Annotated in this window: 15 protein-coding genes; 4 read left to right on the top strand and 11 right to left on the bottom strand. The window is 68.7% G+C overall.

Annotation, left to right across the window (positions count from 1 at the left end):
- Window positions 1–55: 55 nt before the first annotated feature.
- Entirely contained in the window at window positions 56–754 is a 699-nt protein-coding gene (locus tag AC5Y36_RS03560; protein ID WP_500039468.1) for a DedA family protein, read from the top strand.
- A gap of 22 nt (window positions 755–776) precedes the next feature.
- On the opposite strand, the gene AC5Y36_RS03565 is transcribed toward AC5Y36_RS03560, so the two are convergent.
- From AC5Y36_RS03565 to AC5Y36_RS03605, 9 genes are all read right to left on the bottom strand, one after another.
- The gene (locus tag AC5Y36_RS03565) at window positions 777–1,880 is read right to left on the bottom strand and encodes a glycoside hydrolase family 76 protein (RefSeq protein ID WP_500039469.1); all 1,104 of its coding nucleotides are present in this window, start codon (window positions 1,878–1,880) and stop codon (window positions 777–779) included.
- Between the two features lie 14 nt (window positions 1,881–1,894).
- Complete coding sequence (locus tag AC5Y36_RS03570; protein ID WP_500039470.1) at window positions 1,895–2,545, bottom strand: TrmH family RNA methyltransferase; 651 nt, start codon at window positions 2,543–2,545, stop codon at window positions 1,895–1,897.
- A complete protein-coding gene (locus tag AC5Y36_RS03575; protein WP_500039471.1) occupies window positions 2,538–3,443 on the bottom strand; it encodes a hypothetical protein in 906 nt (301 codons plus the stop codon). The genes AC5Y36_RS03570 and AC5Y36_RS03575 overlap by 8 nt, the downstream gene beginning before the upstream one ends.
- A 6-nt stretch (window positions 3,444–3,449) precedes the next feature.
- Window positions 3,450–3,998 carry an orotate phosphoribosyltransferase gene (pyrE, locus tag AC5Y36_RS03580; RefSeq protein ID WP_500039472.1) on the bottom strand — a complete coding sequence of 183 codons (549 nt, stop codon included), beginning with the start codon at window positions 3,996–3,998 and terminating at the stop codon, window positions 3,450–3,452.
- The gene (locus tag AC5Y36_RS03585) at window positions 3,985–4,761 is read right to left on the bottom strand and encodes an SDR family NAD(P)-dependent oxidoreductase (protein WP_500039473.1); all 777 of its coding nucleotides are present in this window, start codon (window positions 4,759–4,761) and stop codon (window positions 3,985–3,987) included. Before AC5Y36_RS03585 ends, pyrE begins: the two co-directional genes overlap by 14 nt.
- A 25-nt stretch (window positions 4,762–4,786) precedes the next feature.
- Window positions 4,787–5,554: a trehalose monomycolate transport factor TtfA gene (gene ttfA, locus AC5Y36_RS03590; RefSeq protein ID WP_500039474.1), complete on the bottom strand. Its 768-nt coding sequence runs from the start codon at window positions 5,552–5,554 to the stop codon at window positions 4,787–4,789.
- A 184-nt stretch (window positions 5,555–5,738) separates the two neighbouring features.
- A complete protein-coding gene (gene clpB, locus AC5Y36_RS03595) occupies window positions 5,739–8,285 on the bottom strand; it encodes an ATP-dependent chaperone ClpB (protein WP_500039475.1) in 2,547 nt (848 codons plus the stop codon).
- 197 nt (window positions 8,286–8,482) lie between these two features.
- Window positions 8,483–8,932, bottom strand: coding sequence for an SRPBCC family protein (locus AC5Y36_RS03600; RefSeq protein ID WP_500039476.1), 450 nt, complete (start codon window positions 8,930–8,932; stop codon window positions 8,483–8,485).
- Entirely contained in the window at window positions 8,929–9,273 is a 345-nt protein-coding gene (locus AC5Y36_RS03605; RefSeq protein WP_500039477.1) for an ArsR/SmtB family transcription factor, read from the bottom strand. Before AC5Y36_RS03605 ends, AC5Y36_RS03600 begins: the two co-directional genes overlap by 4 nt.
- Window positions 9,274–9,331: 58 nt before the next feature.
- On the opposite strand from AC5Y36_RS03605, the gene AC5Y36_RS03610 reads away from it, so the two are divergent.
- From AC5Y36_RS03610 to AC5Y36_RS03620, 3 genes are all read left to right on the top strand, one after another.
- Window positions 9,332–10,003: a GAP family protein gene (locus tag AC5Y36_RS03610; protein ID WP_500039478.1), complete on the top strand. Its 672-nt coding sequence runs from the start codon at window positions 9,332–9,334 to the stop codon at window positions 10,001–10,003.
- A gap of 93 nt (window positions 10,004–10,096) precedes the next feature.
- A complete protein-coding gene (locus tag AC5Y36_RS03615) occupies window positions 10,097–11,263 on the top strand; it encodes an FAD-binding oxidoreductase (protein WP_500039479.1) in 1,167 nt (388 codons plus the stop codon).
- Window positions 11,264–11,285: 22 nt separating this feature from the next.
- Window positions 11,286–12,179, top strand: coding sequence for an aldose 1-epimerase (locus AC5Y36_RS03620; protein WP_500039480.1), 894 nt, complete (start codon window positions 11,286–11,288; stop codon window positions 12,177–12,179).
- Window positions 12,180–12,244: 65 nt separating this feature from the next.
- Here AC5Y36_RS03620 and AC5Y36_RS03625 read toward each other — a convergent pair whose 3' ends face one another.
- Together AC5Y36_RS03625 and dnaJ are read right to left on the bottom strand one after the other, a co-directional pair.
- Complete coding sequence (locus tag AC5Y36_RS03625; protein WP_500039481.1) at window positions 12,245–12,616, bottom strand: heat shock protein transcriptional repressor HspR; 372 nt, start codon at window positions 12,614–12,616, stop codon at window positions 12,245–12,247.
- Window positions 12,613–13,803 carry a molecular chaperone DnaJ gene (dnaJ, locus tag AC5Y36_RS03630; RefSeq protein WP_500039482.1) on the bottom strand — a complete coding sequence of 397 codons (1,191 nt, stop codon included), beginning with the start codon at window positions 13,801–13,803 and terminating at the stop codon, window positions 12,613–12,615. Before dnaJ ends, AC5Y36_RS03625 begins: the two co-directional genes overlap by 4 nt.
- Window positions 13,804–13,846 lie beyond the last annotated feature (43 nt).

Here is a 13,846-nt window from a genome sequence, read left to right on the forward strand (position 1 = left end):
AGGTCACGGTCACGTGAAACAGCCCACCTGGCCAACACCGGTATGTTAGAGCCTCATGAGCACGACCCTGGTGGCCCTACCTGGCCTGTTAGACCCCTGGTACTGGATCGGGCCGGAGACCGGGGTGTTCCGTCACGCGGTGTTGCCGGCCATCCTGATGATCGTCTTCGCCGAGACCGGGCTGCTGTTCGCGCTGCTGCCGGGCGAGTCGCTGCTGGTGACCGGCGGCCTTTTGGCTGCGCACCCCAACCACCCGGTCAGCATCTGGGTGCTGGCCCCGGCCGTCGCGATCGTCGCCGTGCTCGGTGACCAAACCGGGTATTTCATCGGGCGCCGGATCGGGCCGGCGCTGTTCAAGAAGGAAGACTCGCGCTTCTTCAAGAAGCATTACGTCACCGACTCACACGCGTTCTTCGAAAAGTACGGGCCCAAGGCGATCATCCTGGCCCGTTTCGTGCCGTTCGCGCGGACGTTCGTCCCGGTGATCGCCGGCGTGTCCTACATGCGCTATCCGGTGTATCTGGGCTTCGACATCGTCGGCGGCCTGCTCTGGGGTGCCGGCATGACGCTGACCGGCTACTTCCTCGGCACCAAGGTGCCCGGCATCACCGATCACCTCGAGACGATCATCCTGGGCATCCTGTTCGTGTCGTTGCTGCCCGCGATGTTCCATGCCGGCAAGTCCTACCTGAACCGCCGGCGTCGCGTCTCCACCGACGTTGACCCCGCGCTGACCACCCACAACAGCGAGTAGCCGGCGAGGTCGGTCAGCACAGTCAATCGCCGGTGACGGTGTGCGCGGCCTCCATCAGCATCCAGCCGGACAACTGCACCGACAGATCCCGTTCGGGCGTGGCGGAGCTGTCCACCGCGCCGTTGTCGAATTGGGCCGACTGTCCGTCCTCGGCGGGCAACTCGGCAGTGCGGTCCCAAAACGGCCCGAACAGCGGTAGCCCGTTGAGCGGCTGGCGGTAGTCCCACGCCGACTGTGCCGACGTCAGTACCAGGTGGCGGGCGGTGTCGCGGGCCGCGACGTCGGCCGGCGAGTCACCGGGCAGGCTGGTGGCCACCAGGGCGAGGTAGCGAGCGGTGATGCCGCTGAACAGCCCGCCGTCGCCGCCCCCGGCGCCCTTGATGACGCCGCCCGGCGCCATCTCCGCCTCGACCGCGGCGACCAGTCGGTGCACCCGCGGGGCGTGGCGGGGGTCCCGGGTGCGCACGGCCAGCTCGGTTTCCAGGCCGAGCACCACGCCCTGGCAGTAGGTGTACTGGGCGCGGACCAGGGAGCCGGCCTTGATGCCGTCGAATACCAGGTGGGTTTCCGGGTCGATCAGGGTCTCGTCGATCCAGTCGGCCATCTGCTGGGCCCGGCGCAGCCGGTCACCGTAGCGGGCCAGGAAGATGCCGGCCGGCCCGTTGGCGGGGGCGTTGAAGAACTGGTCTTGTTTGCGCCACGGGATTCCGCCGCCGTCCTCGGGTACCCAGGCCTGAACCAACTGGTCGCGCAGCTTGTCCAGTGCGCGGTGCCGGTCGACGCCGACGGTTCGGCTGGCGCGTTCGATCGCCAGCGCCAGCCAGGCCATGTCGTCGTAGTACTTGTTCACCCAGGAGCCGTTGTTGCGCAACCGATGTGCCCGGATCTGCCGGGCGATCTCGTCGTGCCGGTCGGTGAGCGGGTCGCGCAGCTGGGCGTCGACCAGGCAGTCCAGCAGATGCGCCTGCCACCAGTAATGCCAGCTGCCGAACCACTTGTCGCGCCGGGTGGGCGGCCAGCCGACCACGCCCAACTGGGTGCCCGGCAGATACCAGAGCCGTTTCAGGTGCCGTTGCCGTACGGCGGCCTCGGCGCTGGCCGCCCGGTTCGCCCATACCCGATCCATCCCTCGATCCTGCCCTACCAGGCGTGCCCGAGGGCGCCGTGCTGGGTAATCCAGGTGTGCATGGCGATCCCGGCGGCGACCCCGACGTTGATGCTGCGGGTGGAACCGAACTGGGCGATCGACACCGCCAGGTCGGCACCGGCCCGCAGGTCGTCGCTGAGGCCGGGCCCCTCCTGGCCGAACACCATCAGACAGTCGCGGGGCAGCGTGGTCTGCTCGAGTCGGGTGGCGCCGGGAAGATTGTCCACCGCGACAACGGCCAGGTCCGCGGCGTGGGCGAAGGCCAGCAGTTCGGCGACGCTGTCGTGGTGCCGCAGCCGCTGATAGCGGTCGGTGACCATGGCGCCCCGCCGGTTCCACCGCCGCCGCCCCACGATGTGCACGGTGTGCACGGCGAACGCGTTGGCGGTGCGCACCACCGACCCGATGTTGGCGTCGTGACCGAAGTTCTCGATGGCGATGTGCAGCGGATGGCGTCGTTGATCGATGTCGGCGACGATCGCCGCCCGGGTCCAGTAGCGGTAGGCGTCGACGACGTTGCGGGTGTCGCCGTCGCGCAGCAGCTCCGGGTCGTAGCGCGGATCGGTGGGCGGTTCGCCCGGCCACGGGCCCACACCGCTGACCGGTGCACCCCACTCGGTGGGCCCGGGATGCGAATCAGGCATCCGTGGTCCACACGGCGGCGTGCGTGCCGACCGCGGACACCGTGGCGTACAGCACCGCGGCGGTGACCTCGCCGTGGCTGCACAGCGACGTGGCGACATGGACGGCGTCCAGCGCGGCGTCGGGCAGGATCAGCGCGACCGATCCGGCGTCCGCGCAGGCCGGGTCCAGGTTCGGTACGGGCTGTGCGGGCCCGACGACCAGCATCATCGGTCCACCGCGGGCGGCGGCGTCTGCACGGTACCGGCCGGCGGGGGCGTCGACGACCAGGTTCAGCAGCATGTAGCCGTTGCCGCTGAACGCGACGGGGTCACCCAGCGAGGCCGGTGTCAGCGGGGTGCCGTCGGCCCGCCAGGCGGTGACACCGGTGGTCGTCACGGCCAGCCCGGTGTCGGCGTCGGTCGGCGCCAGTCCCACCGGGAACGACGCGGCATAAGCCGTGGTGCTGCCCGCGATCCGGTCCGCCGGTGAGTACACGTAGACGCCGCGGACCTGGCTGCGCTCCTTCAACCGGCCCAGACACACGGTGCCGCTGAGTCGGTCCGCGGCCGCCGCGGACAGTGGCCGGCTAGCCGACACACTCGGACCGGCCACGCCGGCGCAACTGCCGACGCCGGTGACCTCCAGCGGATGACTCAACGCACCGTACACACCGAACCGCAGATCCGCGGGCTTGGCGTGCGGCGCATCCGGATCGGCGGGGGCACCCTCGACGTCGATCAGCATCCCGTCGTCGTCCCAGCGCAGGTTGGACACCGCGAGGTTCCAACCCAGCACGGTCAGCGACTCGCCGATCCGAGCCGCCTGCGCACCATAGGGACTGGGCCTTTCGGCGTCGTTCGAGCAGGCGGCGGCCAGCGCGAGCACACTGGCCGTCAGCACCGCGATTAACGTCCGCACGGCGGCCTAGCGCAGCCCCAGATCGGCAAGCCCCAGCACGCTACGGTACGGAAGGCCTTCAGCGGCAACGGCTTCGGCGGCCCCAGTGGCCCGATCCACGACGGTGGTCACGCCGACCACCTCACCCCCGGCGTCGAGCACCGCGCGCACCGCGGTCAGCACCGAACCGCCGGTCGTGCTGGTGTCCTCCACCACCAGAACCCGCTGACCGTTGACGTCGGCACCCTCGATAAGCCGTTGCATCCCATGGGCTTTCACCGATTTACGGACCACGAAGGCGTCGATGGGACGACCGGGGGCGTGCATGACCGCGGTGGCCACCGGGTCAGCGCCCAAGGTCAATCCGCCGACCGCCGCATAGTCCCAGTCGTCGGTGAGCTGACGCATCAGCCGGCCGATCAGCGGTGCAGCCTGGTGATGCAGGGTCGCGCGCCGCAGGTCGACGTAGTAGTCGGCTTCCTTGCCCGAGGACAACGTGACCCGACCGTGCACCACCGACAGGCGGCGCACCAGGTCAGCCAGCTCGCCGCGGGCTGCGGGATCAAGTGCGCCCACGGCCCCGCCCGATCACGTTGTTGACCGCCCGCACCAGGGTGCGCGGCACCACCCGTCCGGCACTGGTCAGCATTTTGTATTGCACACCGGGGATGCTGATCACCTTCCCTCCAGCGATGTCGGCCAGGCTTTCCCGGACCACGTCGTCGACCTCCAGCCACAGGAACGACGGCAACGAGTCCATGTCGATGCCGGCGCGTTGATGAAACTCGGTGTGCACGAAGCCCGGGCACACGGCGTGCACGCCGACGCCGGTGTCCTTGAGCCCGTTGGCCAGCCCCTCGGAGAAGGCGATCACCCAGGATTTGGACGCCGAGTATGTCGATCCTCGACCCGACAGCAGCCCGGCCACGCTGGCCACGTTGATCACGGTGCCGGCGCCGGCGTCCAGCATCGCCGGCAGCGCAGCCCGGGTCAGCTGCATCACCGCGGTGACGTTGACATCCAATTGTGCTTGCAGCAGTGACGGTTCGGCGGTCCAGAACTCACCGGAGGTACCGAAGCCGGCGTTGTTCACCAAGACGCGAACCCCGGCGGCCAACCGGTCGGCGACCCGGCCGCGGTCGTCGGCGTCGGCGAGGTCGGCGCGCAGCACCTCCACGCTGCGACCGCCCTCATCGCGCAGCTCAGCGGCCAGCTGCTCCAGCCGGTCGGCGTCGCGTGCCACCAGAACCAGGTCATAGCCGTCGGCGGCGAAGCGTCGCGCGAAGCCCGCACCCAGGCCGGATGTGGGCCCGGTGATCAGGGCGACGGGGCGAGGCACTGCGCCAGTGTACGCAGCGCTGCGCTCAGCGCTGATAGTGCGGAGCGTGCCGGCCGTTGCGGCCCGGGGCGTCGGGACGCAACTCGGTGCGCGCCGACGGCAACTCCGGCTGGGAGGCCGGCACCAGCGGACGGCTGGGGGTCATGGCACGCCGTCCCGCCGGCTGCGACGCCGCCGCGGTTTGGGACACCGGCGGCAACACCCGCAACAGGTCGTTGAACTGGCGCACGGTGCGCAGGCCCTCGTCCCACTGCGCCCGGGTGCTGGAGATCGGCATGCTGACCAGCGTCCAGTGCTCCTCGTTCCACATGATCTCCGCGCAGTCCGGCGCGGTGTGGGCGAAGGTGACCATGCGGCGGTCGCAGGCGCGCCGGGCGGCGTCGAGGTTGGTGGAGTACACCATCCGCGGTCCGATCGCGCCGAGCAGCCAGATGTCGTTCTCGCGCGGCTCCTTGAGGCCCTTGAGCCGCACGTCGACCACCACGTTGGTGCCCACCTTGCGGTGCAGCGCGACCACGGTCGCCACCTCTTCGAGATCGAAGATGTAGACCGCCTCACCGCGGATCTGGCCCAACACCACGTTGCGGGCCGGGGCGTCACCGACGGCCGACATCACCCCGCGCTTCCAGCGCTTGGGGATCTCGTTGGACTCGCGTTCGTAGTCGAATCCGTGCGACCGGGCCCACGACCTGCGCCGCCTGCTGTGTCCGCGGCGCCGGTCGATGTCGACGTACAACAAGACCGCCGCACCGACGAAGCACAGTGCGGACAGCGTGAACCAAAGCGGGACCATCAGGGGTAAGCGTATCTGTTCGGCCCGCAGAACCAGAATCCCAGCAGGTCACAACCGCATATCAGACGTACAGGTTGCGCACAGGCGCCTGTTATCCAGGGTCCTGCCACCCCAGGCCGAGCAGACGCAAATATGCCCTGGTAACCGAGTTACAGGGCACATTTGCGTCTGCTCGCGCTGGTGGCTAGCCCAGCACCAGACCGTCGCCGTCGGCACTGACATTGACCGGCACGGTGTCGCCGTCGTGCACCTCGCCGGCCAGCAGCATCTTGGCCAACTGATCACCGATGGCCTGCTGAACCAGGCGCCGCAGCGGACGCGCCCCGTAGACCGGGTCGAAGCCGCGCTTGGCCAGCCACTTCTTGGCCTTCAGCGACACCTCCAGGGTCAGCCGGCGCTGCGCCAGGCGCTTGCCCAACTGCTGCAGTTGGATGTCGACGATCTGCACCAGCTCTTCGGGGTTGAGCGCCTCGAAGATCAGCACGTCGTCGAGCCGATTGATGAACTCGGGCTTGAACGCCGCCCGCACCGCGGCCATCACCTGCTCCTCGTTGCCACCGGACCCCAGGTTGGAGGTCAGGATCAGGATGGTGTTGCGGAAGTCGACGGTACGGCCCTGTCCGTCGGTGAGCCGGCCCTCGTCGAGCACCTGCAGCAGCACGTCGAACACGTCCGGATGCGCCTTTTCGACCTCGTCGAACAGCACCACCGTGTAGGGCCGGCGGCGCACCGCCTCGGTCAGCTGCCCACCCTGGTCGTAGCCGACGTAGCCGGGGGGCGCCCCGACCAGCCGGGCCACCGAGTGCTTCTCGCCGTACTCGCTCATGTCGATGCGGACCATCGCCCGCTCGTCGTCGAACAAGAAGTCGGCCAGTGCCTTGGCCAGCTCGGTTTTCCCGACGCCGGTGGGGCCCAGGAACAGGAACGAGCCGGTGGGCCGGTTGGGGTCGGCGACGCCCGCCCGCGCTCTGCGAACCGCATCTGAAACAGCAGTGACCGCCTTCCTCTGTCCGACGACGCGGTGGCCCAGCTCGTCTTCCATGCGCAGCAGCTTGGCGGTTTCACCCTCCAGGAGCCGTCCGGCCGGGATCCCGGTCCACGCACTCACCACATCGGCGATGTCGTCGGGCCCGACCTCCTCCTTGAGCATGACGTCTTCGCGGGCCTGCGCGTTCGGCAGCGCCGCCTCGAGTTGTTTCTCGACCTCGGGGATCCGCCCGTAGCGCAGTTCGGCCGCCTTGGCCAGATCACCGTCGCGTTCAGCGCGGTCGGATTCGCCGCGCAGCTCTTCGAGCTGTTCTTTGAGCTCGCGGACGATGTCGATGGCGTTCTTCTCGTTCTGCCACCTGCTGGTGAGCTGCGCCAGCTTCTCCTTCTGGTCGGCTAGCTCGGAGCGCAGCTTGACCAGCCGGTCCGCCGACGCGTCGTCTTCCTCCTTGGCCAGCGCCATCTCCTCGATCTCCAGCCGGCGCACCAGCCGTTCGACCTCGTCGATCTCCACCGGCCGGGAATCGATCTCCATCCGCAGACGCGAGGCAGCCTCGTCGACCAGGTCGATGGCCTTGTCCGGCAGGAACCGCGCGGTGATGTAGCGGTCGGAAAGGGTGGCCGCCGCAACCAGCGCGGAGTCGGTGATCCGGACCCCGTGGTGCACCTCGTAGCGGTCCTTGAGGCCGCGCAGGATGCCGATGGTGTCCTCGGCGGACGGTTCCCCGACGTACACCTGCTGGAAACGGCGCTCCAGGGCGGCGTCCTTCTCGATGTACTTGCGGTATTCCTCCAGCGTGGTGGCGCCGACCAGGCGCAGCTCGCCGCGGGCCAGCATCGGCTTGATCATGTTGCCGGCATCCATCGCACCCTCACCGGTGGCACCGGCGCCGACGATCGTGTGCAGCTCGTCGATGAACGTGATCACCTGCCCGGCGGAGTCCTTGATCTCGTCCAGGACGGCCTTGAGCCGTTCCTCGAACTCGCCGCGGTACTTGGCGCCGGCCACCATCGAACCCAGGTCCAGGGCGACGACGGTTTTGTCGCGCAGGCTGTCCGGCACGTCGCCGGCGATGATGCGCTGCGCCAGGCCCTCCACGATCGCCGTCTTTCCGACGCCCGGCTCACCGATGAGCACCGGGTTGTTCTTGGTGCGTCGGCTCAAGACCTGCACCACCCGGCGGATCTCGGTGTCGCGGCCGATGACCGGGTCGAGCTTGCCCTCCCGAGCCCGGGCGGTCAGGTCGGTGGAGTACTTCTCCAATGCCTGGTAGCTGGCCTCCGGGTCGGGGCTGGTGACCCGCGCGCTGCCACGGACCTTGACGAACGCCTCCCGCAACGCCTGCGGGGACGCGCCGTGGCCGTTCAGCAGTTTGGCGACGTCGGAGTCGCCGGTCGCCAACCCGACCACCAGGTGTTCGGTGGACACGTACTGGTCGTCCAGCTCGGTGGCCAGCTGCTGCGCGACGGTGATGGCAGCCAGCGATTCGCGGGACAGCTGCGGCTGCGCGCTGGCCCCGCTGGCCTGCGGTAGCCGGTCCAGCAGCTGCTGGGTCTCGGTGCGAACCGTTGCCGGATCGACGCCGACCGCCTCGAGCAGCGGCGCCGCGATCCCGTCGTTCTGGGTCAACAGCGCCAACAGCAGGTGCGCCGGCCGGATTTCGGGATTGCCGGCGGCGGTGGCCGCCTGCAAGGCCGCGGTCAGCGCCGCTTGGGTCTTGGTGGTCGGGTTGAATGAGTCCACGACACCTCCATTCGGGGTCAGAGGGGGCCTGGTGGGGCCCGTCAAAAATGCTTGTCGTGTTCTTCAACGCCGTCAATGTTGAGTCTGTTCCGCTCAACTTCGAAATTTTTTTCCGGTGTGCCGTTTCATCCCGGACACGCCGCGGCTTGCGTATCGGTCCACACCGTCGCGCCCGCCGCTGCGCGTCACCGGCGCAACTAGCCGTCCAGCACCTCACCAAGCCGGCCTGCGATGCGCAGCCATCCCCCACCCATGATGGTCCGCGAGCGCTGCTGCAGGTCGTCATCGGGATCGAATCCGCTGTGCCGCAGGATGACCCGAGTGCCGTGGCCCTCCGGTCGCAGGGTCCAGCTCACCACCCATGCGGGCGGTTCGTTCGACCGGGCGTCCGCCCAGCTGAACGTCAGGTGTTCCGCCTCGGACACGTCGAGCACCTCGCAGGCGATTTCGCCGGAGAAACCGACCGACGGCATCGGTTGGCCGTGGAAGGTGAAGTGGGCGCCGACCACCGGCTCGAAGCCGGCCGGTTGCATCAGCCAGCGCGCCATCAGCTCGGGTGTGGTCAGTACCCGCCAGGCCCGCTCGGGCGGATGTGGATAGAACTGGTCGATTTCAACGACGGTTCGGTCGTCGGGGCGGATCGTCATTGCTCTCCTTCGGCGATGTCCTCGAGCACCTCTCCCAACGCGTTCAACCTCTCACGCCAGAACCGTTCATAGGGACTGAGCCACGACGAAATCTGTTGCAGTGGATCGGGGTTGACCTGGTAATAGCGAAACCTTCCCTGTCTGCGCTCACTGACCAGTCCGCACTCCCTCAGCACCTTGAGGTGCTCGGACACACTCGGACGGGCCATATCGAAACCCTCCGCGAGCGCGGCGACGCTGCGCGGCCCGTCGAGCAGCTGATCGAGGATGTCGCGCCGGGTGCGGTTGGCCAGCGCCCCGAAAACGTTGTCGACCCGGCTCGATTTGGTGCGCGGCGACATGCCGATCACAATAGGTAGGTTTTTACCTACCTGTCAATGATGGGCTAACGTGCTGACCGTGACAGGAAGTTGGAGTTCGGCGATAACCGATCTCGTTCCGCTCGCGTTGGTGATCTCCCTGTCACCGCTGTCGGTGATCCCGGCAGTGCTGGTGCTGAGCACACCACGGCCGCGTGCCACCGGCCTGTCGTTCCTTGCCGGCTGGCTGTTCAGCCTGGCCGCGCTGACCGCGATTTTCCTCGCGGCCTCGGGTCTGCTCGGCGGCCTGCACAAGTCCCCACCGACCTGGGCCTCCTGGCTGCGCATCGTGATCGGTGTCGCGCTGATCGCATTCGGCGGCTACCGGTGGGCGACCCGGCATCGTCACACCGAGATGCCGCGGTGGATGCGATCATTCACCGGCATGACGCCGGCGCGAGCCGGGATGACGGCCGTGGTGCTGGCGGTGGTCCGGCTGGAGGTGTCGATCATGTGCGCCGCCGCCGGCCTGGCCGTGGGCAGCGCCGGACTCGAACGTCCGGAGGCGTGGACAGCCGCCGCGTTCTTCGTCGCCGTCGCGGGCTCCTCGGTCGCCGTCCCCGTGCTGGCCTACGTCGCCGCCGGTGAGCGCCTGCACACGCTGCTGACCCGGGTGAAGGTCTGGATGGAGCAGCAGCACGCCGCCATGCTGGCCGCCGTTCTGGTCCTGATCGGTTTGATGATGGTGCACAACGGGATTCACGCGCTCTAACAGGCCCGCCCGTCGACATCGGATCCTGGTCACGCGGCCGGATCTGCCGTGGATCGGACCACATCACCGCAGCTGGGCATACACTGCTCGGTCGTGGGCCTCGAGGACCAGGATGCGCTGCGGGCACTGCACGCCGCCATCACCGGATCCGCTCCGGGCACCGACCTGGTGCGCGGGTTCTTCGATCAGTGGTTCGCCGTCGACCCGTCGGTGCGCGACCTGTTTCCCGCCGACATGGAAGCTCAGCGGGCCGCGTTCACCCACGCGCTGGACTGGATCTACACCGAACTCACCGCCCAACGGGCCCCGACGCTGGTCGCCTTCCTGGCTCAACTGGGCCGGGACCACCGCACCTACGGCGTCATGCCCGCCCATTACGAGACGCTGCGGCAGGCACTGCTCACCACCTGGCGCAGCCACTTCGCCGCCGCCTGGACCGACGACCTCGCCGACACCGCCCGCCAGTCGTTGAATCTGATCACCGGGGTGATGAGCGGTGCCGCCGACGCCGAGGTCGGACCGGCCTGGTGGGACGGCACCGTGGTCGAACACCATCGGGTGTCGCGGGATCTGGCGGTGGTGCGGCTGTATCTGGACCGGCCGATGCCCTATCACCCCGGCCAGTACGTCAAAGGCGAGATCCCGCAGTGCCCGAGACGGTGGCGGTTCCTGACGCCGGCCATGCCCTCAGACGACAGCGGCGGGATCGAGTTCCATGTGCGCGCGGTGTCGGGCGGCATGGTCAGCACCGCCATCGTCGCGGAGACCCGCCCCGGTGACCGGTGGCGGCTGTCCAGCCCACACGGTGCCCTGCACGTCGATCGCGAGGGCAGCGACGTGCTGATGGTGGCCGGCAGCACCGGACTGGCGCCGCTACGCGCGATCATCATGGATCTGGCGCGCTTCGCGGTGAACCCCCGGGTGCACCTGTTCTTCGGCGGGCGCTATCCCTGCGAACTCTACGACCTGCCCACCCTGTGGGAGATCGCCTCGCAGAACCCGTGGCTGTCGGTGACCCCGGTGTCGGAGTACGGCGGCGACCCGCCGTGGGCTGCCGAGTATCCCGATCCGACCCCGCCGCGGGGCCTGCATGTGCGCCAGACCGGACGGCTGCCCGAGGTGGTGACCCGCTATGGCGGCTGGGGCGATCGGCAGATCCTGATCTGCGGACGACCCGAGATGGTGATCGCCACCAACGACGCGCTGGTCGCTAAAGGTGCTCCGCCGGAACATATTCAGTACGATCCGCTGTCGAGCTGAGTTGCGCGGTTAGGCTGGCGCGATGCACATCGTCACACTGCGCGACCCGACCTCACCGGTAGCGGCCCAGTTCGTTCCGGACGCCGGGATGATCGGCACGTCGCTGACCGATGCCGGCGTGGAGCTCCTCGGCCAGCGACGCGGGCTGGACGCATATGTCCGCGACGCCAAGACGATGGGCATCCCCATCCTGTATCCCTGGGCGAATCGGCTGGACGGCAACAGCTACCGCGCCGACCGCACCCGCGTCGACGTGACGCCGGGCCGCAACGGGGTGCGCGCCGATCCCAACGGTTTACCGATCCACGGTGTGCTGGCCGGCTATCGGGGTTGGCGCGTGACGACCGAGTCGTCGAACGAACTCGTTGCCGAGTTGGATTTCGGGGCCGACGCCGATCTGTTGGCGGTGTTCCCGTTTCCCCATCTGCTGACCGTCGCGGTGCGACTGCTGGACCGGACGTTGCGGGTGCGCACCACCGTGGCCGCCACCGCCGACCGCGACGTCCCGCTGTGTTTCGGATTCCATCCCTACCTTCGGCTTCCGGATGTGGCCCGCCCGCAGTGGCGGATCGAGACCCCGCCGATGCGGCGGCTGGCTCTCGACGACCGGGGGTTGCCGACCGGTGCCGTATCGGATTGGCCGCAGACGTCGGAAATGCTGGGCGACAGCGTGTTCGACGACGGATTCGATCACGTTGCCGACGGCGCGGGTTTCGCGGTGTCCGGCGGCGGACGGCGGATTGAGGTGCGCTTCGACCACGGCTATCTTGCCGCGCAGATCTACGCACCTCGCAGCGAGGATGTGGTGTGTTTCGAGCCGATGGCCGCACCGACCGATGCGCTGCGCCGTGGCGGTTACCGGGTTGTGCGGCCGGGCGAGCCCACGACGACGCAGTTCACGATCCAGATCCGCTGACTCTGCGCCTACGGCGCAAAAGTGCGAGTGCGCCGCGCCGTGGGCGCAGGGTCAACGAGAAGAAATCAGCGCCGGGGCTGCCAGACCACCACGGCGGTGGACTTGGGTAGCACCGCAATCTCGCGACGCTGGTTGGCGCGCAACGACTCCACCTCGTCGGACATCTCCTTGAGCCGCAGGCGCAGCGCGTCGACCTGATTGGTCAGCTCGATGATCCGCTTGATGCCGGCCAGGTTGACGCCCTCGTCCTGGGAGAGCCGCTGCACCTCACGCAGCAGATCCACGTCATGCTGCGAATACCGCCGTCCACCACCGGAACTGCGCTGCGGGCTGACGAGGCCGAGCCGGTCGTAGGTGCGCAGCGTCTGGGCGTGCATGCCGGCCAACTCGGCGGCCACCGAGATCAGGAAGGTCCGGGACTCCTCTTTTCGGTTCATACCCGATTACCCGCCCATCCGGCCCGGGGGTCGAAGCCGCTCGCCCGCTCCGCGGCGGCGTAGGACTCCAGGGCTTCCTTGGCGGCCCCCTCCACGTTCGGCGGCACCGCCACCTTCACGGTGACCAGCAGGTCCCCGTTGCCGCCGTCGCGCTTGGGCACACCGCGGCCGCGCACCCGCAGGATGCGACCGTCGGCGGTGCCACTGGGCACCCGAACCCCGACCTTGCCGTCCAGGGTCGGCACCGAAAGCGTTGCGCCCAAGGCCAGCTCGGTGAAGCTGACCGGAATGGTGACGGTCAGGTCGTCGCCGTCGCGGCCGAAGACCTGGTCGGGCCGCACGTGCACGGTCACATACAGGTCACCGGACGGGGCGCCGCGCAGGCCGGCCTCGCCCTGCCCGGCCAGCCGAATCCGTTGCCCGTCTTCGACACCCGGTGGAATCCGGACGTTGATGGTGCGGGTGCGGGTCGCCACCCCGGTGCCTTTGCACTCGGTGCACGGGTGCTCGATGATCGATCCGCTGCCACGGCAGTCGGTGCACGGTTCGGAGAAGCCGAACGCCCCCTGGTTGCGGTTGACCACCCCGGAGCCGTTGCAGGTGGCGCACACCTTCGGGCTGGTTCCCGGGCGCGCGCCGCTGCCATGACAGTTGGTGCACGGGGCCGGGCTGGTCAGCCGCAACGGCATCGCCACCCCCTTGGTGGCCTCCAGGAAATTCAGCTCCGCTTCGGTCTCCAGGTCGTTGCCGCGCCGGGGCCGGGTACGCCGCGGACTCGCGCCGCGCCCGAACAGGTCACCGAACAGGTCACCGATGTTGGCGCCGCCGGTCTGGCCGGCCGCGTCGAACAGATCGTTGAGGTTGAACTCGGCGCCGTCACCGCCGGTGCTGAACCCGCCGAAGTTGCCGCCGCCGTTGCCGGCGTTGAAGCGGCGCCGGAAACCGCCACCGGCGAACAGCCGGCGCGTCTCGTCGTACTCCTTGCGCTTGGCCTCGTCGGTCAGCACTTCCTTGGCCTCCGACACCGCTTTGTAGCGTTCTTCGGCTGCCTTGTTGCCCGGGTTTCGGTCCGGGTGATTCTCGGCGAGCAGCTTTCGGGCCGCCCGCTTGATCTCGCCGGGTTCGGCGTCGGGGGCGACGCCGAGCTCCTTGTAGAAGTCCTTCTCTACCCATTCCCGTTGGGCCATGGTGCGTCACCCCCTTTCTGCGGAGTAAAGCTCATACACCGAC

Source organism: Mycobacterium sp. NGS50, assembly GCF_059812545.1.